Origin of the sequence: Pseudomonas schmalbachii (genome assembly GCF_017589465.1) — a bacterium.
GTDB classification, from domain to species: domain Bacteria; phylum Pseudomonadota; class Gammaproteobacteria; order Pseudomonadales; family Pseudomonadaceae; genus Pseudomonas; species Pseudomonas schmalbachii.
In genome coordinates, this window is sequence record NZ_JAELYA010000004.1 from 464036 (window position 1) to 487263 (window position 23228).

Sequence of the window (23228 nt, forward strand, 5' to 3'; positions counted from 1 at the left end):
TATTGAGTCTATCGGAATTTTCAACTTTCTCGAGGGAAACTGCCTGCTGCATTAAGTTGGCTGTGAAACGTTCAATAGATGCGCCTGATATGGATGTTGGCTGTCAGGTTGTTGAAATTGACATTAACGCAGGTAACTCAAGATGAATGCATATAAGTCGATGCAGAAAGGTTTTACGTTGATCGAGCTGATGATCGTTGTGGCGATCATTGGTATTTTGGCGGCAATTGCAATGCCACTTTACCAGGACTATGTGGCGCGCGCCCAGGCCACCGAGGGATTGAAGGCCACTTCCGGGCTGCAGGCGGATATTGCTGTTGATACTGCATCAGCGGGCCACGCAGCTGCTACAGACACAACATTAGCTAATGCTAAAGCCCTTGTCGGGAAGTACTTTGCTGCTGAAGGTGTTTCTGTGGATGCAGAGAGTGGGGAAATATCTGTGAAGTTCTCTTCTGGTGCCTTGAACGGTCAAACATTGAAGATTAACCCCACGGTGGAAACCACAGGGCAAATCTCCAAGTGGACGTGTTCTGGTCTAACCAATGCTGCGCATATTCCTTCTGGGTGCCGTGAATAAGCCCAAAAGGCCGAGTGAAAAGTTGGATGGATTGCGATAATGCAGTCAGATAGGTTGGTTGATAACTTAGCTGCTAGCTCTTAGTTCATTCGCCTAAAACGAAGAAGCCCGGCATCTGAGCCGGGCTTCTTGTTTCAGCTATTTGATCAGTCTTCCAGCAACGCCTTGTTCCGCACCGCTCCCTTGTCCGCACTGGTCGCCAGCAGCGCATAGGCCTTCAGCGCAGTGCTCACGCGGCGGGCACGCGGCTGGGCCGGTTTCCAGCCCTTCTTGTCCTGTTCGGCGCGGCGGGTGGCCAGTTCTTCATCGCTGACCAGCAGGTTGATGCTGCGGTTGGGGATGTCGATCAGCACCTTGTCGCCGTCCTGCACCAGGCCGATGGCGCCGCCTGCGGCGGCTTCCGGCGAGGCGTGGCCGATGGAGAGGCCCGAGGTGCCGCCGGAGAAGCGGCCGTCGGTCAGCAGGGCGCAGTCTTTGCCGAGGCCCTTGGACTTCAGGTAGGAGGTCGGGTAGAGCATTTCCTGCATGCCCGGGCCGCCTTTCGGGCCTTCGTAGCGGATGATCACGATGTCGCCGGCCTTCACTTCGTCGGCGAGGATGCCTTTCACGGCGCTGTCCTGGCTTTCGAAGATCTTCGCGGTGCCTTCGAATACGTGGATGGATTCATCCACGCCGGCGGTCTTCACCACGCAGCCGTCGAGGGCGATGTTTCCGTAGAGAACGGCGAGGCCACCTTCCTGCGAATAGGCATGCTCGACGCTGCGGATGCAGCCTTCGGCGCGGTCGTCGTCCAGGGTCGGCCAGCGGGTGCTCTGGCTGAACGCGGTCTGGGTCGGGATGCCTGCCGGGCCGGCCTTGAAGAAGGTGTGCACGGCTTCGTCTTTAGTCTGGGTGATGTCCCACTGGGCGATGGCGTCGAGCATGCTCGGGCTGTGCACGGTGGGCACGTCGGTGTGCAGCAGGCCGCCGCGGGCCAGTTCGCCGAGGATGGAGAAGATGCCGCCGGCGCGGTGCACGTCTTCCATGTGGTACTTCTGGATGTTCGGCGCGACCTTGCACAGCTGCGGAACCTTGCGCGACAGGCGATCGATATCGCGCAGGTCGAAGGCGATTTCAGCCTCCTGGGCGGCGGCCAGCAGGTGCAGGATGGTGTTGGTCGAGCCGCCCATGGCGATGTCGAGGGTCATGGCGTTTTCGAACGCCTTGAAGCTGGCGACGTTGCGCGGCAGTACGGAGTCGTCGCCTTCGCCGTAGTAGCGCTGGCACAGCTCGACGGCCAGGCGGCCGGCGCGCAGGAACAGTTGCTCGCGGTCGGAGTGGGTGGCCAGGGTGGAGCCGTTGCCCGGCAGCGACAGGCCGAGGGCTTCGGTCAGGCAGTTCATCGAGTTGGCGGTGAACATGCCGGAGCAGGAACCGCAGGTCGGGCAGGCGCTGCGTTCGTATTCGGCGACCTTCTCGTCGGAGCAGGAGTCGTCGGCTGCCACGACCATCGCGTCGACCAGGTCCAGGCCGTGGTTGGCCAGCTTGGTCTTGCCGGCTTCCATCGGACCGCCGGAGACGAATACCACCGGGATGTTCAGGCGCAGGGCGGCCATCAGCATGCCGGGGGTGATCTTGTCGCAGTTGGAGATGCAGACGATGGCGTCGGCGCAGTGGGCGTTGACCATGTACTCCACGGAGTCGGCGATGATCTCGCGGCTCGGCAGGGAATAGAGCATGCCGTCATGGCCCATGGCGATGCCGTCGTCCACCGCGATGGTGTTGAACTCCTTGGCCACGCCGCCGGCTTTCTCGATCTCGCGGGCGACCAACTGGCCCAGGTCCTTCAGGTGCACGTGGCCCGGGACGAACTGGGTGAAGGAGTTGGCGATGGCGATGATCGGCTTCTTGAAGTCTTCGTCCTTCATCCCGGTGGCGCGCCAGAGGGCGCGGGCGCCGGCCATGTTGCGGCCGTGGGTGGAGGTTTTCGAGCGGTAATCGGGCATGACGGGTTCCTGCAGCTAATCAGGCTTCATATAGGTCGTATCGTGAGCGTGGAACGAAGGACATGCAAACGGCAGGTGGAGCTGCATGTTCGGAGTCGGACGCAAGGCGAAGCGGGGTCACCGCCCGCGCGGCCTGTGGCTCACGGGCCCGCCGGGGGATAAATGGCGAGGGATGGCAGGATTCTACGCCGGGGGTTGGCGCAAGGGGAAGGCTGGCGGTCGGGGCGTGGTGCATGCGGGACCGTGCGGTGGATTGCCCTCACCCCAGCCCTCTCCCGGAGGGAGAGGGGGTTGTCTGCACTCCGCCGCGAGCCCGTTGCTCCGAACGGTCCCCTCTCCCATTGGGAGAGGGTCAGGGTGAGGGGGCTCAGCTCGGCAGGATGCGGCAGGTCAGGCTCTTGATATAGCGGGTCTCCGGGATCGCCGGATGCACCGGGTGGTCCGGGCCCTGGCCGCCGCGTTCCAGCAGCTGGATATGGCGATCCAGATGGCGCGCGCTGCCGAGCAGGATGTTCTGCAGGTCGTCCTCCGGCAGGTGCATCGAGCAGGAGGCGCTGACCAGGATGCCGTCCTTGCCGAGCAGGCGCATGGCCTGTTCGTTCAGGCGGCGGTAGGCGGCCTCGCCGTTCTTCAGGTCCTTCTTGCGCTTGATGAAGGCTGGCGGGTCGGCGATCACCACGTCGAAGCGTTCGTCGGCGGCCTTCAGCTCGCGCAGGGCCTCGAACACGTCGCCTTCCACGCAGGCGACCTTCTCGGCGACGCCGTTCAGGGTGGCGTTGCGCTCCACGCCGTCCAGAGCGAAGCCGGAGGCGTCGACGCACATCACTTCGCTGGCGCCGAATGCCGCGGCCTGGATGCCCCAGCCGCCGATGTAGCTGAACAGGTCGAGCACGCGCTTGCCCTGCACGTAGGGGGCGAGGCGCGCGCGGTTCATGCGATGGTCGTAGAACCAGCCGGTCTTCTGTCCGGCCAGCACCGGCGCTTCGAATTTCACGCCGTTCTCTTCCAGCGCAACCCATTCCGGCACGTCGCCATAGGCATTCGCCACGTAGCGTTCGAGGCCTTCGGCGTCGCGGGCGCTGGAATCGTTCTTCCACAGCACGGCGCTGGGCTTGAGCACCTGCAGCAGGGCGGCGAGCACGTCGTCCTTGCGCACTTCCATGGCGGCCGAGGCGAGTTGCACGACGACTACGTCACCGAAACGGTCCACCACCAGGCCGGGGAGCAGGTCGGAATCGCCGTAGACCAGGCGGTAGAAGGGCTTGTCGAAGAGGCGCTCGCGCAGGCTGAGGGCGACGTTCAGGCGGTGAACCAGCAGGGATTTATCGAGGATGTGCTTGGTGTCGCGAGAGATCAGGCGGGCGCAGATCAGGTTGTTCGGGCTCAGTGCGACGATGCCCAGGGCCTTGCCGTTGGCCATTTCGAGGACGGCCTGGTCGCCGGCGGCGAAGGCGTTCAGCGGCGTGGCGGCAACGTCCACCTCGTTGCTGTAGACCCACAGGTGGCCGGCGCGCAGGCGGCGCTCGGCATTGGCTTTCAGACGCAGGCTGGGCAGGGTCATGGGGAAGCTCCGGGAAAAAGAGCGAGATTATACCCAATGCCCTGGGGGCCCGCTGGAGCCTGCTGTCGCTGAATGGGGCTGTAGGTTGGTGCTGAACGCAGTGAAGCCCAACGTTGCCCGGGAGCGTATCGTTGGGCTTCGCAAGCTCAGCCCAACCTACGGGTCAGTGACTGCCCGGCAAGTGTTGGGCTTCGCTTCGCTCAGCGCCAACCTACGGGTCAGGCGGCCAGCGCTTCCATCAGCTGCTTGTTGAAGGCCGGCAGGTCGTCCGGCTTGCGGCTGCTGATCAGCAGGCCGTCCTGCACTACCGGGCGGTCCACCCAGTTGCCGCCGGCGTTGTTGATGTCGTCCTTGAGGGAGTGCCAACTGGTCAGGGTGCGCCCTTCCACCAGGCCTGCGGAAACCAGCAGCCAGGCGCCGTGGCAGATCACCGCGATCGGTTTCTGTTCGTGGGCCGCGCGTTTCACCAGTTCCTGGGCGATGGGCAGGTCGCGGATCTGGTCAGCGTTGAATACCCCGCCGGGGATCACCAGCGCGTCGTAGTCCTCCATGCGGGCCACTTCGAAGGTTTTGTCCACGGGGAAGTCGTCGGCCGGCTTGTCGTGATTCCAGCCGCGTACGCTGTCGATGCGGTTGGAGAGGATATGCACTCGTGCTCCGGCGTCTTCCAGGGCTGCTTTCGGCTCGGTCAGCTCGACCTGCTCGAAGCCGTCGGTGACCAGGATGGCGACAGTCTTGCCTTTGAGGGTATGGGTCATGCGAACCTCCATGGGCCGTCAGAGGGCTGTATAAGATTCCGACACCCCTGCCCCCGAAAGTTCCCCCATCCAGAATGCGCGAAGGCCCTGCCGCGCGGGTTCGCGGCAGGGCCTTCGGTCAATGCGGCGTTGCGGCTCAGTCGAGCATGTCGCTGTAGCGCGAGTCCTTCCTGAACACCAGCGGCTGGCTGAAGCCCGGCACGTTGATGCTCTCGGTACCGAGTTCGATGCCCTGGTCGTCGATCATGTCTTCGCCGAAGTTGTAGATGATGTCGAACTGGCCCTTGAGCGCCTGCTGGTCGTAGGCGGCGGCGCTGGCGCGGGTCTGCTCGCGGCGTTGCAGATAGGCTTCGAAGGCGGCATCGCCGTAGCGCTTGCGCAGCATCTTCTCGACCCGTTGCGGCGCCAGCAGGACGGCGGTGGCGTTGTTGCCACCGAAGCCCTTGGAGTTGACGAAGCAGACTTCGATGCCGTCATGCCGCTCATCTTGGGTAGCGATGCGCAGGTTCTGCTGGAAGACGTCGTCGGCGACCCGGTCGATGGTCTTGATGCCCGGGACGATGCCGTACTTGAAGGTGCCCAGTGCGGCAACCACCTGGTCGGCACTGGCCGCGGCCAGGGAGTGGCCGACATAGGATTTGACCGCGGCAACCGGCCATTCCTGGATGCCGAAGGAGCCGGCGACGCGGTCGAGCAGCTCGGATTCGGTGACGCGGTTGGCCGGGGTGCTGGAGGCGTGGGCATGGACGAAGCTGTGCTTGCGCACGTTTTCCAGGCCGACCAGCTGTGCGGCGGCGGCGACGGCCTTGGCCACGGTCAGGTAGTTGCCCGGGCCGGGGGCGGAAATCGATTTCTTGAAGCCGTCGGCGTTGACGAACACGTCGGTGGCCGCGCCATGGATCTCGGCGCCCAGCTCAACGGCCAGGGCGTCGTCCATCAGCACGATGTACTGGGTGGATTCGGCCAGGGTGAAGCCGCAGTTTTCGCCGAACGGACGGGCGGCGCGGCGGAAGTCCACTTCACCGCCACCCTGCACGGCGCGCAGGCCGTCTTCGGTGGCCAGGGCGCTCATCGCACCGTAGCCATCGATGATCTCCGGAGTGACCGGCGCCTCGCTGTTGCCGACCAGCACCACGCGGGCGCGGCCGTCGTTGATCAGGTCGATGGCCTTCTGCAGGTTGTAGAGGAAGGTGGCGCAGGCGCCGGTGACACTGCCGGTGGTGCCGACGCTGCCGAGCACGTAGGCGTTGATGAAGTCCGCCGGCATGGTGTTCAGGCCCAGCGGGCACTGCTTGGCGGTGACGCGGCCGCCCTTCAGGCGCGATTGCAGCATGCCGCCCAGGCCGTACTCGTCGAGCTGGCTCATGGCGCTGCCGGCGAACACCGCGACTTCGTCCGGGTGCACGTGGTTGACGATGGTCTGCCAGTCGATGCCGGTGGAACGCAGGGCATCGGTGGCGCCGACGATGGCCATCTGCAGGCCGCGCGGGTGGAAGCGCGAGTTGTACAGTTCGCCCGGCTCGAAGCCGGTGGGCAGCTGGCCGGCGGATTTCACCGGCAGTTCGCGGTAGCTGTCGACCTTGAATTCGCAGCTGTCATGCAGGGTGACCTGGACCTGGTTGCCTTCCAGCGCTTGCACCGACCAGTTGGCCGGCAGCGGCTCGGGCAATTGCTTGGCCTGGGTGACGAAGGTCAGCGGCTGGCCGTTGCCGCTCAGGGTCAGGTTCTTCTGCCAGTGCACGGCGGTCACGTCCATGTACTGTTCTTCGATCCGGCGCACCAGGGTGGAAGCGAGGATCTGCGCGGAATAGCGCGATTCGATGGCCGCCAGGTCGAGCGATTCGCCGTCGGCCGACTGGTACTGGCCGCCTTCGACCTTGACCAGCTTCATCATCACCGCCAGACCGGCGAGGGTTTCCTGGCGGGCTGCTGCGTCCATCGACTCGATGACCGTGCGGCGGAATCCATGGTGGAAGGAACTGCGCCCCGCCGCGTTATACCCACCAAAACCAACGATGACTGGTAGTCGGGACATCTCTCGGAAACTCCTCAAAAAGGTTCGTCTTGTGCGGGGGCCGGGCAAGCCGCCGATCTGCATTCGGCAGTCGGAGGTGGGCACTGTGCACAAGTCAGGCGGCAGTTCAGTAGATCGAATGAATACGATGACGTGGATCATGACTTCCAAGTCACGCGTTTGACCAGCGCGTCGTGCCGGAAGGCGACGAAGTCAAGCTATCGGATTGGCGGGATGGCGAGCGGATGCGGGGGCGGGAAATCTCCGGAAGCCGTTGCCGGCCTCCGGAGGTACAGCAGGTTAGGCAGGATCAGCGGTATTCGAGCCCCGGCTTCTTGGTGCTGACGCGGGTGCCGGATTTGCCCTGGGTGATCGCCACGATGTTTTCCAGCGAGCCGATCACCGCATCCTTGCCGGTGTTGCGGGCGAACTCCATGGCAGCCTGGACTTTCGGGCCCATGGAGCCGGCGGCGAAGCCGAGGCGCTCCAGTTCGTCCGGGTGGGCCTGGGCGATGGCCTTCTGGGTCGGCTTGCCCCAGTCGACATAGGCGGCATCGACGTCGGTGGCGATGATCAGGACGTCCGCATTCAGCTCCTGGGCCAGCAGTGCGGAGCAGAGGTCCTTGTCGATCACCGCCTCGACGCCGCTGAGTTTCTTGCCGGACTCGTCATACATGGTCGGGATGCCGCCACCGCCGGCGCAGATGACCACGGTGCCTTTCTCCAGCAGCCATTTCACCGGACGGATCTCGAAGATCCGCTTCGGTCGCGGACTGGCGACAACGCGACGGAACTTGTCGCCATCTGGCGCGATATGCCAGCCTTTTTCCTTGGCCAGGGCTTCGGCCTCTTCCTTCGAGTAGACCGGGCCGATCGGCTTGGTCGGGTTCTGGAAGGCAGGGTCCTTCGAGTCCACTTCGACCTGGGTGAGGATGGTGGCGAACGGGACCTCGAAGGGCAGCAGGTTGCCCATTTCCTGCTCGATCATGTAGCCGATCATGCCTTCGGTTTCGGCACCGAGCACGTCCAGCGGATAGGGGGTGACCTTGTCATAGGCGGCGCCCTGCAGGGCCAGCAGGCCAACCTGCGGGCCGTTGCCGTGGGCGATCACCAGTTCGTTGCCGGGTTGCACCTTGGCGATCTGCTCCGCCGCGATCTTCACGTTCACGCGTTGATTGTCAGCGGTCATGGGCTCGCCACGGCGCAGCAGGGCGTTACCGCCCAAAGCGACGACGATACGCATAAGAAATTCCTCCGGATAGCGACTGGGCGCCCCGCACCGGCGTTGACCGGTACGGCGCGCCCAGGACGGTGATTACACGTCGGCGAGAGTCGAGACGAGGATTGCCTTGATGGTGTGCATGCGGTTTTCCGCCTGCTCGAAGGCGATGCAGTACGGCGACTCGAACACGTCCTCGGTGACTTCGATACCGTTCTTCAGGTTCGGGTACTTGGCGGATATCTCTTTGCCGACCTTGGTCTCGCTGTTATGGAAGGCCGGCAGACAGTGCATGAATTTCACCCGCGGGTTGCCGGCGGCTTTCATGATGTCCATGTTGACCTGATAGGGCAGCAGTTCCTTGATGCGCTCGCCCCAGGCTTCCACCGGTTCGCCCATGGAAACCCAGACGTCGGTATGCACGAAGTCAACGCCCTTGACCGCTTCCTTGGCGTCTTCGGTCAGGGTGATGCGCGCGCCGCTTTGTTCGGCGAATTCCTTGCACTGGGCAACGAAATCATCTTCCGGCCAGAGCGCCTTGGGCGCGGCGATACGCACATCCATGCCGAGCTTGGCGCCGATCAGCAGCAGGGAGTTGCCCATGTTGTTGCGGGCGTCGCCCAGGTAGGCATAGGAAATGTCGTGCAGCGGCTTGTCGCAGTTTTCGCGCATGGTCAGCACGTCGGCGAGCATCTGGGTCGGGTGGTATTCGTCGGTCAGGCCGTTGAATACCGGAACGCCGGCGAACGTCGCCAATTCTTCGACGATCTCCTGCTTGAAGCCGCGGTATTCGATGGCGTCGTACATGCGGCCGAGCACGCGGGCGGTGTCCTTCATGCTCTCCTTGTGGCCGATCTGCGAGGACGTCGGGTCGATGTAGGTGACGTTGGCGCCCTGGTCGTAGGCGGCGACTTCGAAGGCGCAGCGGGTACGGGTGGAGGTCTTCTCGAAGATCAGTGCGATGTTCTTGCGCTTCAGGTGCTGTTGCTCGGTACCGGTGTACTTGGCGCGCTTCAGGTCGCGGGACAGGTCAAGCAGGTAGCGCAGCTCGCGGGTGCTGTGGTGGATCAGGCTGAGCAGATTGCGGTTGTGCATGTTGAAAGCCATGACTCATCTCCTTGTGGAATAAATATTGGGGACGGCCCGTTCGGGCCGTCCGCCGATTTCTCGTGTCCGTGAGGTTTAGTAGTCGACCGGGTCGCGGATGATCGGGCAGGTCATGCAGTGACCGCCGCCACGGCCGCGGCCGAGCTCGCCGGCGCTGATGGTGACGACCTCGACACCGGCCTTGCGCAGCAGGGTGTTGGTGTAGGTGTTGCGGTCATAGCCGACCACCACGCCGGGCTCCAGGCAGACTACGTTGTTGCCATCGTCCCATTGCTCGCGTTCGGCGGCGAAGCTGTTGCCGCCGGTCTCGACGACGCGCAGTTTCTTCAGGCCGAGGCTGTCGCCGACCACCGAGATGAAGTCCTTGCCCTCGTGGGTGACGCTGAGGCCCGAGGCGTTCTGGCTGTCCGGACGGATGCTGAAGGGAACGATTTCCTTCACCACTTCCGGGAAGACGGTCACCAGGTCGCGGTCGCAGAAGCTGAACACGGTGTCCAGGTGCATGGCGGCGCGGGATTTCGGCAGGCCGGCAACGATCACGCGCTCGGCGGCGCCCTTGGCGAACAGCGCCTGGGCGACCTGGCCGATGGCCTGGCGGGAAGTCCGCTCGCCCATGCCGATGAGCACGATGCCGTTGCCGATCGGCATCACGTCGCCGCCTTCGAGGGTGGAGGCGCCGTGGTCGACATCCGGGTCACCCCACCAGACTTCGTATTCGGCGTTGGTGAATTGCGGGTGGAACTTGTAGATGGCGGTGGTCAGCAGGGTTTCCTGACGGCGCGCCGGCCAGTACATCGGGTTGAGGGTTACGCCGCCGTAGATCCAGCAGGTGGTGTCGCGGGTGAACTGGGTGTTCGGCAGCGGCTGCAGCAGGAAGGCGGAGTGGCCGAGGTACTGGCGGAACATCTTCAGCGCCTTGGCGTTGTCGCTGTCCGGCACGTCGTCGGCGGTCACGCCACCGATCAGGAATTCGGCCAGCTTGCGGGGCTCCAGGCCTTCTAGCCAGGAACGCAACTCGTTGGTCAGGCCGACGCCGACGCTGTCATTGGTGATCTTGCGATCGAGGATCCACTTCAGGGCGTCCTTGTTCTGCACGGTTTCGGTCAGCAGGTTGTGCATTTCCAGCACATCGATCCCGCGTTCGCGCATCTTGGTGACGAAGTCGAAATGGTCGCGCTTGGCCTGGTTTACCCAGATCACGTCGTCGAACAGCAACTCGTCACAGTTGCTCGGGGTCAGGCGTTGGTGGGCAAGTCCAGGCGAGCAGACCATCACTTTGCGCAGTTTGCCAGCTTCGGAATGGACGCCAAGTTTGGTTTTTTCCTTGCTCATTACAGATCTCCGGTGATGTCACAGAGTGAGGAAGCCGTCGTAGAGGCCATAGGCAGCGACCAGCGCACCGATCACTACAGCTGCAAAAATGATCTTCTCGACGTTGGTGAAAATCGGTTGGCCGATTTCGCGTTTGGCTTTGGCGAAGAGGATTACGCCAGGGGCATAGAGCAGGGCCGACAGCAGCAGGTATTTCAGGCCGCCGGCGTAGATCAGCCAGACCGCGTAGATCACGGCGATGGCCGCGATGAACAGATCCTTGTTGCGCGCGCTGGAGTCCTGCTCATAGGACTCGCCGCGGACTGCCAGCAGGAGGCCATAGGCCGCCGACCAGAAGTACGGGATCAGGATCATCGAGGTGGCCAGGTAGATCAGCGACAGGTAGGTGCCCTGGGAGAACAGCGTCACGATCAGGAATACCTGTACGCAGGCGTTGGTCAGCCAGAGGGCGTTGGCCGGCACCGCGTTGGCGTTCTCCTTGCGGATGAACTCCGGCATGGTGTGGTCCTTGGCTGCGGCGAACATGATCTCGGCGCACAGCAGCACCCAGGAGAGCAGGGCGCCCAGCAGGGAGATCACCAGGCCGACGCTGATCAGGATCGCACCCCAGTGGCCGACCACGTGTTCGAGCACGGCAGCCATCGACGGGTTCTGCAGCTTGGCCAGTTCCGGCTGGGTCATGATGCCCAGCGACAGGACGTTCACCAGCACCAGCAGCAACAGCACGATGACGAAGCCGAGCACGGTGGCCTTGCCCACGTCGGAGCGCTTCTCGGCGCGGGCGGAAAAGATGCTCGCACCCTCGATGCCGATGAACACCCAGACGGTGACCAGCATCATGTTGCGCACCTGGTTCATCACGCTGCCGAGTTCCGGGTTCATCGAGCCCCAGATGTCGCGGCTGAAGATGTCCAGCTTGAAGGCGAACAGGCAGATCAGGATGAACAGGAACAGCGGCACCATCTTCGCGATGGTGGTGATCACGTTGATGAACGCCGCTTCCTTGATGCCGCGCAGGACCAGGAAGTGCACGGCCCAGAGCAGGATGGAGGCGCCGATGATCGCCGCCAGCGTGTTGCCCTCGCCGAAGATCGGGAAGAAGTAACCGAGGGTGCTGAACAACAGGACGAAGTAGCCCACGTTCCCCAGCCAGGCACTGATCCAGTAGCCCCAGGCCGAGGAGAAGCCCATGTAATCGCCGAAACCGGCCTTGGCGTAGGCGTACACCCCGCCGTCAAGGTCAGGTTTTCGGTTGGCCAGCGTCTGGAAGACGAAGGCCAGCGTCAACATGCCGATGGCCGTGATGGCCCATCCAATCAGGATCGCGCCAACATCCGCGCTCGCCGCCATGTTCTGCGGCAGTGAGAAAATACCGCCGCCGACCATGGATCCGATCACCAGAGCGGTAAGCGCTCCGAGTCGGAGTTTTTGGCTGCTTTCGTCTGCCATTTTCGGAATCTCCCTACCGGAAAATTAGATTGAACTATTGAGCCAAACCTCTCAGGGATGCTCGCTGATCCAAATCAATAGCTCGCTAACGAAATTACCTGGTCCTATTCCCACAACGACCAGTACCGGGGGAAAAGATAGGAGAGGTTTTGCGTTGCCGCTCGGTTTAGAGGGGAGGAAACACGAAAATTAGGGCAAAAGTGTGTCAGCGCCTTTGCCCGGCTGATGGCGGTTTGCCGGTAAATAGCGAATCGGACTTTTTGATTAATTACTTACAGCTAATAGCTATTTAGACGGCCGAGATGCTGGCGCTTGGGCATCTGGCTATAAGAGGGATCTGTAGGAAAAGAATCGCCGAAACAGTGTAGGCGACTGGAGGGCTACTGCTCGGAATCGTCCGTTGCACTGCCGCCGGAGAACAGCAGCCCATGCTTGCGCAGCTTGTCATGCAGGGTCTTGCGCGGCAGGCCGAGGGCTTCGGCGAGGCTGCGCATGGAGTTGTGCGGGCGGGCCATTTCAGCGGCGATCAGGGCGCGCTCGAAGGCTTCCACCTGCTCGTTGAGGTTGGCGCCGCTGCTGGGCTGGCCGGTCAGGTTGGGAGCGTTGTCCAGGTCGAGGTCGAGCCCCAGGGCGAAGCGTTCGGCGACGTTCTGCAGTTCGCGCACATTGCCCGGCCAGCCATGGGACAGCAACTGGGCGCGGTGCGCCGCGTCCGGGGTGCGGGAGTTCAGGCCATGGCGTTGCGCGGCGCGGTCGGCGAAGTACTGGAACAGCAGCAGGATATCGTCGCCCCGCTCGCGTAACGGAGGGATGCGCAGGCTGGCGACGTTCAGGCGGTAATAAAGGTCGGCGCGGAAGCGGCCTTCGTCGGCGGCCAGGCGCAGGTTCTCCTTGGAGGCGGCGATGACGCGGATATCCAGGGGAATCAGTTGGTTGGAACCGAGGCGCTCCACCACGCGTTCCTGCAGCAGGCGCAGCAGCTTCACCTGCACGTCGAGACTCATGCTCTCGATCTCGTCGAGGAACACTGTGCCGCCGTTGGCGAACTCGAACTTGCCGATGCGGCGTTTCTGAGCGCCGGTGAAGGCGCCCTGCTCATGGCCGAACAGCTCGCTTTCGACGACGGACTCGGCCAGGGCGCCGGCATTGATCGCCACGAAGGGGCCGTTGCGGCGGCTGGACAGATCGTGCAGGGCGCGGGCGACCACCTCCTTGCCGGAGCCGGTTTCGCCGAGGATCAGCACATCCGCCTGGATCGCGGAGAGGGCGCCAACCTGTTCCTGCAGGCGCTGTATGCCGGGCGCCTGGCCGATCAGGCGGCCGCGCAGTTCCTTCTGCTCGGACAGTGCCAGGCGCAGGCTGCGGTTATCCAGCACCAGCCGGCGTACGTCCAGCGCACGGCGCACGCTGTCCAGCAGGGCGTCGCTGGGGAAGGGCTTTTCCAGAAAGTCATAGGCCCCGGAGCGCATGGCCTTGACCGCGAGAGGCACGTCGCCGTGACCAGTGACGAGGATCACCGGCAGACCGGAGTCCTGCGCGTGCAACTGTTCGAGCAATTGCAGCCCGTCGATCCCCGGCATGCGGATATCGCTGACCACCACGCCCGGCCAGTCCGCTGCCTCGCGGATGTCCAGCTGGCGCGCATCGGCCAGGGTGGCCACCTTGAAGCCGGCGAGGTCGAGCGTCTGGCTGAGCGCCTGGCGCAGATGCGGGTCATCGTCGATCAGCAGCACCTGGGTTTCCGGGGCGAAGGGTGCGGCTGGACTCATGCGCGGGTTTCCTCGTGAGGCGTCGGTGATACGCCGGGCACGCCCGGCAACAGGTGCAATTGTACGAGAGCGCCGCCCTCGGGGTGATTGCCCAGTTCAAGGTGCCCGCCAAGTGCGCGCAACAGGGTATCGCAGATCGCCAGGCCGAGGCCGAGGCCCTTGGCGCTGGTCTTGGTGGTGAAGAAGGGCTCGCGGGCGTGCGCCAATGCCTCCTCGGAGAAGCCGGTGCCGTTGTCGCGCAACGAGAGCGTGATGTATTCGGGCGACTGGCTGGCCGTCAGCCAGAGGCGCCGTGGCGGTGCGGTTTCGCTGAGGGCGTCGAGGGCGTTGGACAGCAGGTTGGTGAGGATCTGCCGCAGGCGCGTCTCGCCAGCCTGCACCCAGAGGGCGGCATCGGGCAGATCACGCAGCAACTCCACATTCATCGCCCGCCGCCGCGCCGCGACCATGGCCAGGGCATCGTCCAGCGCCGGCTGCAACGCCACATTCTCCGGCGCCCGCCGCGCGCCCCGTGCGTAGGCCCTGAGGTGGGAGATGATCGAGGCCATGCGTTCGGTGAGTTCGCTGATCAGCTGCAGATTGCCGCGCGCATCGTCGATGCGCTGGTGATCGAGCAGCACGCGGGCGTTGTCCGCATAACTGCGGATCGCTCCGAGCGGCTGGTTGAGCTCGTGGCTGATGCTGGCGGACATGGTGCCCAGCGCGGTCAGCTTGCCGGCCTTCACCACCTCGTCCTGCGCATGCAGCAACTCGCGCTGGGCCTGCTCGCGCTCATGCACCTCCTGCTGCAGGAGCGTGTTGGCCGCCTCCAGTTCGCCGGTACGCTCCAGCACGCGGATCTCCAGCTGGCGCTTGGCCTGGGCCTCCAGTTCGATGCGTTCCAGGTAGTGGCGGCGGCTGATGTTCAGCAGCATCAGCAGCAGGAGCAGGGCGAGCAACGTCGCACCACCAATCAGCAACACGTTGCGCACCGAACTATCGACCAGCGCGCGCGGGCTGTAGATGCTCACCGTCCAACCGGTCTCGGTGAGCTCGCGACTCTGGCTGATCCAGTCTTTCTCATTGATCCGCAACGGCTGCGGGTGCACGACCGGATAGGGAATGTTCTGCGCGATCTCCCGCTCCTGCGCCGGCGATAACGGCCGGCTGGCGCGAAAACGCCAATCCGGGTTGGAGGAGAGGATCACGACTCCCTTGCTGTCCTGCACCATCAACTGCTCGGGGGTGTTGCCCCAGAGCGCCTCCATGTGCTCGAGATCGACCTTCACTACCAGCACGCCGAGCAGCTTGTCTCCGTCGCGGACCTCGTTGGCGAAGAAGTAACCGCGGCGCTTGGAGGTCGTTCCCAGGCCGAAGAACTGAGCCTGTTGACCCCGGATCGCATCTTTGTAGTAAGGGCGGAAGGAGAAGTTGTGGCCGACGAAGCTGTCGGGCTGATCCCAGTTGGAGGCGGCCTGGGTGAGGCCGTCGGGGAGCATCACATAGATGACGTCGGCGCCGGTGCGTTGGCGGATTTCGGCAAGCTTGTCATTGGCTGCCGCGCGGGCTGATTCGTCCTCGGGGTGCTGGAGGGCGGCCTGCAGGATGGGCAGGCCTCCGAGAATGGGGGGTAGATCTTCATAGCGGTGCAATGTGCCCAGCAGATTGGCGACGTAGAGGTCGAGGGTTTGCTGGTTCTGCCTAGATAACTGCTCGCTGTAGTAGCGCTCGACGAAGTGGTGGAGGGGCCAGAGGAGGAGTATGAGGAGAAGGGGCAGGAGGACGAGAAGGCGCCAATGGAGGTTTAATGACATAGGAAGCCTGCTCGAACTGCCTGTTTCGGAGTGTCTTGATTCGAGAAATCTACTCGATACATGGCGCCCAAAATAGGTTTTTCAAGCCATTGGCTACTAGAGTCGAGTGGGGCCAGGAGCCGTGCGTGGTGTCACGGCTTCAATGAGCTTTAAAGAATGGTTTCAGCAGTGGACCTTCAATTGAGCTGACTACAAATGGCTGTTGGTTGTTTAGGAACACCACTCAGTTTTGCGCCAAGACGCTTTCCAAGTACCTGCGAAGGCTGCTCCACCAACACATGTAGCAACCACGACAAAGATAGAGCTGCCGCAGTTACCACAAGCAATGAAACCCACGCCTTGAACCCAAGGTCAAGCATGATTCGGAGGGCGACATAGCCGGCTACGCCATGGATCACGTATAGCGGATAACTGATATTGGCTAGGAAGTTGAATATACGATTTGCCCTGAACAGGTTTGGGAATCTATATGCGAATATAAAACAAAGAAGAGCAAAGGCATAGCTCCAAGCCACGGGGAGACTTGCCGAATAAGGTCCCAGCCACCAATGGGTGCAGAATAGCGTAAATAATCCCGCAATCCCCGCATATGCTTTGATTGGGGTAAGTCTTCCGCAGTGCAGATAATGAAATATTACTCCGATGAACATATAGATTATATACTGGGAGGCAATCATGAATGTCATGGCTAGTTGCCAGGCGGAAGTAGAAGTTTTGTTCCATTCAGGGATCAATTGATTGGCGTATAGAGCGGTTACAAATAGGGCGACTGGTGCGATAAACACTTTCAGGGATTTCTGGCGAAACCAAGCGAGTAGTAGTGCGCAGACGAGATAGAATTTCATCTCGACCTCAAGGGTCCAGACAATCCCGTCAATATTTCTGGACCACATGACATCGCGAATCCCAGGTATGTAGTGAATCAATACTTCTCTCATGCTGAAAGGCCAGTTTCTAGAGAAGTATTCGGTGCTGATAAGGATTGCAAGAAGAGTTACGCTAAATCCTATAATATAGGTCGGAATAATCCGAAGCAGTCGGTTTGCAGTGAAGCCGATCCAATTCATTCTTTGGAGGGAGAACGGGATCACGAAACCGCTGATAATGAAAAACAGCGCAACACCATAGGCCCCCCAATTAAATATGGGGATAGCATGAAGCCAAGAGATGTAGGCGGGGAAGGCGTGTGTTTCTATGGGTAGTGCAGGGGCGTTTGTGAGGTATTCAACTCCTTCACGGTATGACCAGAAGGCACCGTAGTAGTGAGAAATAACAACAGCCAGCGCAGCGAATCCGCGTAATGTGTTGGCAAAGTCGATTCGGGCTTTTCCTTGCATTTTTCTTCTGATGCCTCGATATTTATATGTAGTGTTGCTTTTTTTGCTGTCGCTGGAGCTTAAAGTTTGGCTGGAAAAGAAACGAAATAGTCATTACGGCAGGGCTTTATTAACTAGGCATGTCTATTGGAGTTATTCTGCTTCTTCAAAGGGCGATCATTGAAACAGTTGGTGACTATACGCTTCAATCTATGCCCTGCTTGGCATATTATATAGGATTCTCTTGCGCTACGGGTACGCCTTTCACTGCTGACTATAACGTTCGGCAGGTCACGCATCGGCCCGGCAAGGTGCACAACGTTACCAAATGGGGCGAGTTTTTGGCCAGGCCATAGAAACGCGGCTTGCTGTTCCTGAACTGACATCGGCATGACTGGCGTTGGGCTGGCGGTGCTTTCCCGGTTGTGTGGGATCTATCTATCAAGGATACTCCATGCAGTTGATCGCTGTACTAATGTAATGGGCACCAGTTTCTAATTGGTATCGACATCGGACTGGGCGAAGAATTAATTCTCACCGGAGCCCGATGTTTTGGTGGATCGGTGACGCCAACCATCGTGGCTTGAAGGGCTATCCAAGCTGCGAGGGCCCTAACCTGGGACTAGTAGTGTCATATCGGTGACGACTCAGAACATCGGAGTACAGGCGCGCATACGAATGGCCGAGGACTTCATCGGTAAATCTGGAAAGGAAACGTTCTCTGGCTGCTCTTCCCATTTTCGCTCGAAGTTCCGAGTCGCCCAATAGTCTGTTCGCCGCTGCGGCCAGAGCCTCAGGGTTTTCGGGAGGCACCAAGAGGCCTGTTTCCCCGTCCTTGTTCACGTAGGACATTCCGGAGCCGATATCGCAACACACCAACGGTTTGGCATGCATGGAAGCTTCCAGTAGGACCATGCCAAAGGCTTCAGAGCGGAGGTGTGAAGGAAGTACGAAAATCTCGCAGTTGGCGAGCAGATCCTGTTTCTCGCTGTCCGATACCTGGCCCGCGAAGATGACATTATCTACACCAAGTTGTATTGCCTGCGAGCGAAGCCTCTCTTCCTCGGGGCCAGAGCCGGCGATCACAATCTTGCACCGAATGCGATGCGCGGCCGCAATCAGCGTATGGAGTCCTTTGTAGTAGCGGAGAACGCCAAGGGCCAAGATGAATGGATTGGACTCGAGGTCCAGCCGTTTCAATACATCGGTGCTTCTCGTCAGAGTTTCCGTGGCGGGCACTCGGTCGGTCATTCCGAGTGGAATCACTTCAAGGCGTTCTGCTGGAAGGTAGCGTTGAAGGGGCTCGCTGCTCTCGGCATAGGTAGGAGAGGTGGCTATCACAGCGTCCATGGAGCGCAGCGTTGCTTTCATCAATGGCGCATAGAGCGCACCCAGCAATCGTTGCCGCACGATGTCCGAATGATAGGTCAGCACCTTGGGCTTCTGGGCTACGGGAAGCAGATTCAGCAGGTCGGCGAACGGCCAGGGGAAGTGGAAGTGGAGAATGTCTGCCCACGCCGCTGCCTCCGCAAATGCGCGCAGCGTCTGGAGTCCTCCAAGGTCGCACGATGCGGGTGCGCACCAGGAGCGGGCACGTGTGACCGCAACGCCATCGACCGTCACAACCGCAGGGGTGGGGGATGGAGATAGCGTAAAAACCCGCGACTCGACTTCAAGTGCTCGAGTGGACTTGCAGATTTGCCGAATGGCCTCCTGGAGCCCTCCCGGTGGGTCGGGATAATAGGTGCGGTAAATATGAAGAACCTTGATTTTGGTACTCCTGGAAGATTGCCTGAGATCAGGGCAGGCGGACAGCCGGAACGCCGACATAGGTACCCGGCAGGCTAATTGAGCGGTGAACGACGCCTCCTGCGCCGATGGTTACTTCGTCGCCGACACTGATACCATCGATGAGGATTGCGCCTGCGCCGAGCATACAGAGTCTGCCGAGTGAGCTTCGCCCTGCCATCGTGGAGTTGACCGAGATATGCGAATAGTCACCGACGGTGCACTCATGCTCCACGACAGCAGCAGTGTTCACGATACAGCCTACACCGATGCGAGTCGCGGGCCCGACGTGGGCGTGGTGCCCGACGAACGATCCTTCACATACCGTGCAATCAGGCCCTGTCGTCGCCGCAGGGGAAATCAGGGTGGCGAGGGCCAGTCCCAGACTCCAAATTTCTTCGCACTGAGATTGCCTTTTGCGCCCGTCGCCGGAGGCAGGGAATCCCGCCCAATCCGCAGGCAGGTTATCTGCAATGGATTTCACGACCGGAAAACCGGCGAACGACTCCCCTTTGCGGGCGTTCTGGTCGACGAAAATGAGTTGTCGATAGCCACATGCCAGGGCGACATCCGCGACACTTCGGGCATGTCCACCGAAGCCGAGGATCAGTAGTTTGTCCGGTTGCTTCACAGACTCACCACTTGGTTCCGTTCCTGGGACATATTTTCGAGAATCTGTAGGTGTTCATCGACAACGTCGGTCCAGCTTCGTTTGGACAATTGCATGTAGGTACGCTGCTGGATGGCCAGTAGCTCATCACGATGTTCGATCGCCCATTCAATCCGGCCAGCCAGGTCCTTCCAGTCGTATGGGTCGAAGAATGTGACTTCCTGAAGCTCGGGTTCTGTAAGTACTTCCTCGGTAACCGGAATTCGCGCCATTACTACTGGCGTGTTCACGGATAGCGCCTCTGTAAACGTGAAGGGACAGCCGCCTTCACTCAGGCTTGGGTTGACCGCCAGGTCGGACAAGGCATAACAGGCGGCTAGTTCGGAGGTTTTGAGGCCATGGAGAAATAGCACTTCTTTTTCCAGACGGTGTTCCAGAACGAATGTACTTACCTCGGGGCTAGCGGCGGCGTGTCCGGTCAGGATCAATTTGTGTCCAATCAACTTCCTGTGCAAAAGATATTCGTAGGCGCGCAGCAAGGTGAGCACGTTCTTGTTTGGCCGAATCTGGCTGGCGTAGAAGAAAAACTTGAAATCGCTGTTCAGGAAGCCGGCACCATAAGGTGTTTTCAGGGTGCGACGGAGCGCGGTCTCCAGAAGCCGTCTGCAGTAGGTTCGTGAAGTGCTCACGTTGTCGTTGAATCCCGTGACGGACACCCATCGAGTCAGGTCGTTTGGAGCATGGTTGACTACTGACACCCGAGACGGTGCCACTGCATATCGGTCGACGAGGGTCTCCCATTTGACCGACTCGCTATATGTGACGAATCGGTCGCCGCCCTCGATTGTCTTACCCACATCCTGGAATACTTTCAGCATGCGGTCCGGGCCAATAGTGGAGAATCCAACCGCGAAATCGGACATTACCACGTCAGGTACGCATACTAGCCGGGGAGCCTTGATTTTGTTGAATTCGGGCCAGAAAGCTGTTGGGCAATACCACGCGCGAACATGGGACTGCGTATTGATCATTTCCTGCATGCGTCGCGCTTCGACATTCTCCATTTCTCGGTACATGCGGACTGCCAGGCCATCATCCTTTGGTTGATGCGACAGTTTTTGGATGCGACGGCGCATGCGCTTCAAGGGCTGGGTAAGACGCTCTACAAGGCGCCGGCTGGATACCTTGGTGGCATAAATGGCTGCTGCCGCAAACAATAGAGGGCTAAACAGGATGCCCAATAGCCCGAGCAAGCCCAGTGGTATCAGTTTGAGAGCCAGAACAGGGAAAGACTGAGCCCCTGCGATCTGGTGCAGGGTCTTTTCCAGGAATGTCGCTTTCCACTCCTTGGCGCGCTCGGCTAGCCGCCGCAGGCGGGATTTGCGCAGTGAGCGCTTGCGGAAGCGATCCCAGACTTCGTAACAATGCAGGATCGGCGGAATTCCCTTGGGAGAGATGAGCTCGAAGGTGTCGGGGGGAACCTGTTCCTCCTCAAAAAGGGCCTGGAGGCTTTTCCGAGACCAGCTAGGACAGACCAGGACGAAACGGACTTCCGGTTGTCGGGCGGCCCCCTTCAGGAACGATGCGAGATAGCGGCCCAGCCCTTCGCCGCGCAGGTCCACTGTGGGGGCATAGGCTAGGTAGATGCCATAGTACTTCAGAGACATTTGCGGACTGCCTCCCAATAGGCACCAGATAATTGATCGATACTGTTGGTCGACAGTTGTTTGGCAGTCGGAAGCAGCGTCTTGCGGGTCAGGTAGGTCGATTCCATATCTTTGAGAGCATGTGCCATGCCTATGGGATCGTTGGCATCCATCCAGGCCAGGCTTAGGGAGAACTGGGACTCGATTTCCTCCATGGCTGGATAGCGACTGCTCAGGGACGGGACACCCAGCGACGCCGCCTCGATTACGCTGAAGGTGCCATTATCGACGCGTCCGGCATGCCAGAGAAATGCCGCGTTCGACAACATTCGCTGGTATTCGCGATCGGGGAGATCGTCCTGCCAGGAGAGCTGGTTCATTAATGCCTCGCAGTTTTCGAGACGGGCCATGAGCTCCTGTAAGTGCTTGGGCGGATCGGATAGCAGCTTCTTGCTATTCACGCCGGTAATCACGCACTCCAATGATCCGGAAAGTTCCGTGTAGTAGTATTCCAGTGCCTTGAAGGCGTTTTCGTGATTCTTGTGTGGCGCCGCATTGGTCGTCCATACGAAATAGCCGCGGCGCTCAAGGTTCTGCGCTAATGTCTGCCGTTTGAATGTCGGAGCCAGCATGGGCAGCTTAATCACTTTTTCAGGCGGAACGCCGGCATACTGGATTGCATCCTGACGGGTGAACTCTGTGGTTACCCATACCTGCTCCGCGTTCCGGGCGGCATCGAGGAACAACTGGTCCGAATGTCCAGAGAGGATATCCGCATAGCGTTGCAGATAGTCGTAGACCATGTGCACGACCGGACGCGCAGGAAGCAGATGCCCATTTAGCCTGTCGGATACCATGACCCAGAGATCGCAGTCCTGAAGATGCTTGATTCCGTCATCCATTACCAAGTAGCTGTTTGCTGTAGGTTCCCAGTTAGAGTGTCCGGAATAGCGCATGGCGCGCCTTGCCTCGCTCGCCTGGAGGGTTTTCCAGCTGAAGGTGCGGCGCTTAATGGATACGGGAAGGTCGGCGAAATCCGAGTCCGAGTACCCTTTTTCAAGATGTACCAGAACCACCTCGCAAGGCTCGCCATGCTGCTGGCTTCCATGCTCGATGGCTTGGGCAAGCAATTGTGCGCCGCGCAACGATCCGCCTCGATAGGCTATTGGGACGACGACGGCAATTCGCGTACGTTTCGGTCTTCGTTTGCGCTGCTGATGTTCTTCATGCAAGCGCGCCATGTCCTGCCTGATACGATCAAATGCACTGCGCCATACAGGTTCATGCCGCTCGAAGCGCATTGCTTCGAGAAGAACTGTCTGCGACCTCCGAATGGAATCAATGAGAGCTGAATCTCCAGCCAATATTCGCGTAACTTTATTCTTTGCTTCCTTGATGCTGGTGCAGCGGCCAGGGAGGTCAACTCCTCCCAGCCGGTCAAGAAGTCCTCCCGCCATGAACACCAGCGGCATACCTACTTTCACGGCTTCGAATGGGTGATAGTGGATATGGAACGGCTCTTGGGAGTGATAGAACATCACGCGTGATTGCGTCATGTTGCTTTGGTGCTCTTCAGCGGTTACAAAGCCAAGTACGTTCTTGTCATCTACATCGAGCGGCTGCGCTCCCGCGATCTTGTATTGAAGTCCGGAAAAGTCTGATGTAAAGGCTTCATAGATTTTTCGGTAGTATGGATTACAGGCAATGTCAGGGCATACGAAAAGTATTGTTGGATCATTTCCTTCCCAGCTATTGGTTGGCTGGGCATCCATCATGCCAAGTGGAAGATACAGCGATCTGGATTGAAGGAAGTGATCCTCAACGCTTGCGAGGTGCTCATAGGCTTGAGCGAAATAGAATCTGGACCCCAGTGATTGGATCCACTTGTTTCCAATATCCCTGCTCAGGCTTTGCAGGATGCTCGTGTAGTTTATGTCCCGGGGTTGCCCATAAGCCCGCCAAAGAAGCGAGCCACGGAAATACCGGGAAGCTGTTTTAATCGTTTCGACATTGTGAATGATGAAGAAACATACATCGAAATACTTGTTCGCGATCTCCCAGTCCTGGGGCGTTGGCGACTCGTACCAGTTTATGCTGTTCAGTCTTGCCAGGTCGTCTTGCGGAATACTCAGATTCGCGTCTTCAGAGTAATCGACAGAGGCTGAGCGAAAACTTGGGTCAGACGGAAAGACTTTAGGTGTGTATATTTCATTCACACCTATTGCCTTCAGCATAGCGACTTCAAACTTTCTCGCGGAAGTATGGTTTAGAAGCCACATTACTCGAAAAGCGGAATCTGCT

At 60.2% G+C, this 23228-nt stretch carries 16 protein-coding genes; 1 reads left to right on the forward strand and 15 read right to left on the reverse strand.

The genetic code is table 11. The annotated features are described in order from the left end of the window. The first annotated feature begins 160 nt into the window (after positions 1–160). Positions 161–580 (forward strand): pilin, encoded by a 420-nt coding sequence (locus JFY56_RS13320; protein WP_408004407.1) that lies wholly within the window; start codon positions 161–163, stop codon positions 578–580. Between the two features lie 146 nt (positions 581–726). Here the strand turns inward: JFY56_RS13320 and ilvD are convergent, their stop codons facing one another. From ilvD to JFY56_RS13395, 15 genes are all read right to left on the reverse strand, one after another. After that, positions 727–2565 (reverse strand): dihydroxy-acid dehydratase, encoded by a 1839-nt coding sequence (gene ilvD / locus JFY56_RS13325; RefSeq protein ID WP_208314230.1) that lies wholly within the window; start codon positions 2563–2565, stop codon positions 727–729. 367 nt (positions 2566–2932) lie between these two features. Continuing rightward, positions 2933–4126, reverse strand: a complete 1194-nt coding sequence (locus tag JFY56_RS13330) for a class I SAM-dependent rRNA methyltransferase (RefSeq protein ID WP_208314231.1) — start codon at positions 4124–4126, stop codon at positions 2933–2935. A 218-nt stretch (positions 4127–4344) separates the two neighbouring features. Continuing rightward, positions 4345–4884, reverse strand: a complete 540-nt coding sequence (locus JFY56_RS13335) for a type 1 glutamine amidotransferase domain-containing protein (RefSeq protein WP_208314232.1) — start codon at positions 4882–4884, stop codon at positions 4345–4347. A 136-nt stretch (positions 4885–5020) separates the two neighbouring features. Beyond that, positions 5021–6919, reverse strand: coding sequence for a beta-ketoacyl synthase (locus JFY56_RS13340; protein WP_208314233.1), 1899 nt, complete (start codon positions 6917–6919; stop codon positions 5021–5023). Between the two features lie 289 nt (positions 6920–7208). Continuing rightward, positions 7209–8141 (reverse strand): carbamate kinase, encoded by a 933-nt coding sequence (gene arcC / locus JFY56_RS13345; RefSeq protein ID WP_208314234.1) that lies wholly within the window; start codon positions 8139–8141, stop codon positions 7209–7211. 72 nt (positions 8142–8213) lie between these two features. Then, positions 8214–9224, reverse strand: a complete 1011-nt coding sequence (locus tag JFY56_RS13350; protein WP_208314235.1) for an ornithine carbamoyltransferase — start codon at positions 9222–9224, stop codon at positions 8214–8216. Between the two features lie 75 nt (positions 9225–9299). After that, positions 9300–10556, reverse strand: coding sequence for an arginine deiminase (gene arcA, locus JFY56_RS13355; protein ID WP_208314236.1), 1257 nt, complete (start codon positions 10554–10556; stop codon positions 9300–9302). A gap of 18 nt (positions 10557–10574) precedes the next feature. Beyond that, entirely contained in the window at positions 10575–12005 is a 1431-nt protein-coding gene (gene arcD, locus JFY56_RS13360; RefSeq protein WP_208314237.1) for an arginine-ornithine antiporter, read from the reverse strand. Positions 12006–12385: 380 nt separating this feature from the next. Then, entirely contained in the window at positions 12386–13774 is a 1389-nt protein-coding gene (locus JFY56_RS13365; protein ID WP_208314238.1) for a sigma-54-dependent transcriptional regulator, read from the reverse strand. Then, positions 13771–15567 (reverse strand): sensor histidine kinase, encoded by a 1797-nt coding sequence (locus JFY56_RS13370; protein ID WP_208314239.1) that lies wholly within the window; start codon positions 15565–15567, stop codon positions 13771–13773. Before JFY56_RS13370 ends, JFY56_RS13365 begins: the two co-directional genes overlap by 4 nt. A 176-nt stretch (positions 15568–15743) precedes the next feature. Continuing rightward, positions 15744–16904: an acyltransferase family protein gene (locus JFY56_RS13375; RefSeq protein WP_208314240.1), complete on the reverse strand. Its 1161-nt coding sequence runs from the start codon at positions 16902–16904 to the stop codon at positions 15744–15746. Between the two features lie 570 nt (positions 16905–17474). Next, positions 17475–18713, reverse strand: coding sequence for a glycosyltransferase (locus tag JFY56_RS13380; protein WP_208314241.1), 1239 nt, complete (start codon positions 18711–18713; stop codon positions 17475–17477). Then, positions 18682–19302 carry an acetyltransferase gene (locus JFY56_RS13385; RefSeq protein WP_208314242.1) on the reverse strand — a complete coding sequence of 207 codons (621 nt, stop codon included), beginning with the start codon at positions 19300–19302 and terminating at the stop codon, positions 18682–18684. Before JFY56_RS13385 ends, JFY56_RS13380 begins: the two co-directional genes overlap by 32 nt. Beyond that, complete coding sequence (locus JFY56_RS13390; RefSeq protein WP_208314243.1) at positions 19299–20948, reverse strand: glycosyltransferase; 1650 nt, start codon at positions 20946–20948, stop codon at positions 19299–19301. The genes JFY56_RS13385 and JFY56_RS13390 overlap by 4 nt, the downstream gene beginning before the upstream one ends. After that, positions 20939–23161: a glycosyltransferase family protein gene (locus tag JFY56_RS13395; protein WP_236032590.1), complete on the reverse strand. Its 2223-nt coding sequence runs from the start codon at positions 23159–23161 to the stop codon at positions 20939–20941. The genes JFY56_RS13390 and JFY56_RS13395 overlap by 10 nt, the downstream gene beginning before the upstream one ends. Positions 23162–23228 lie beyond the last annotated feature (67 nt).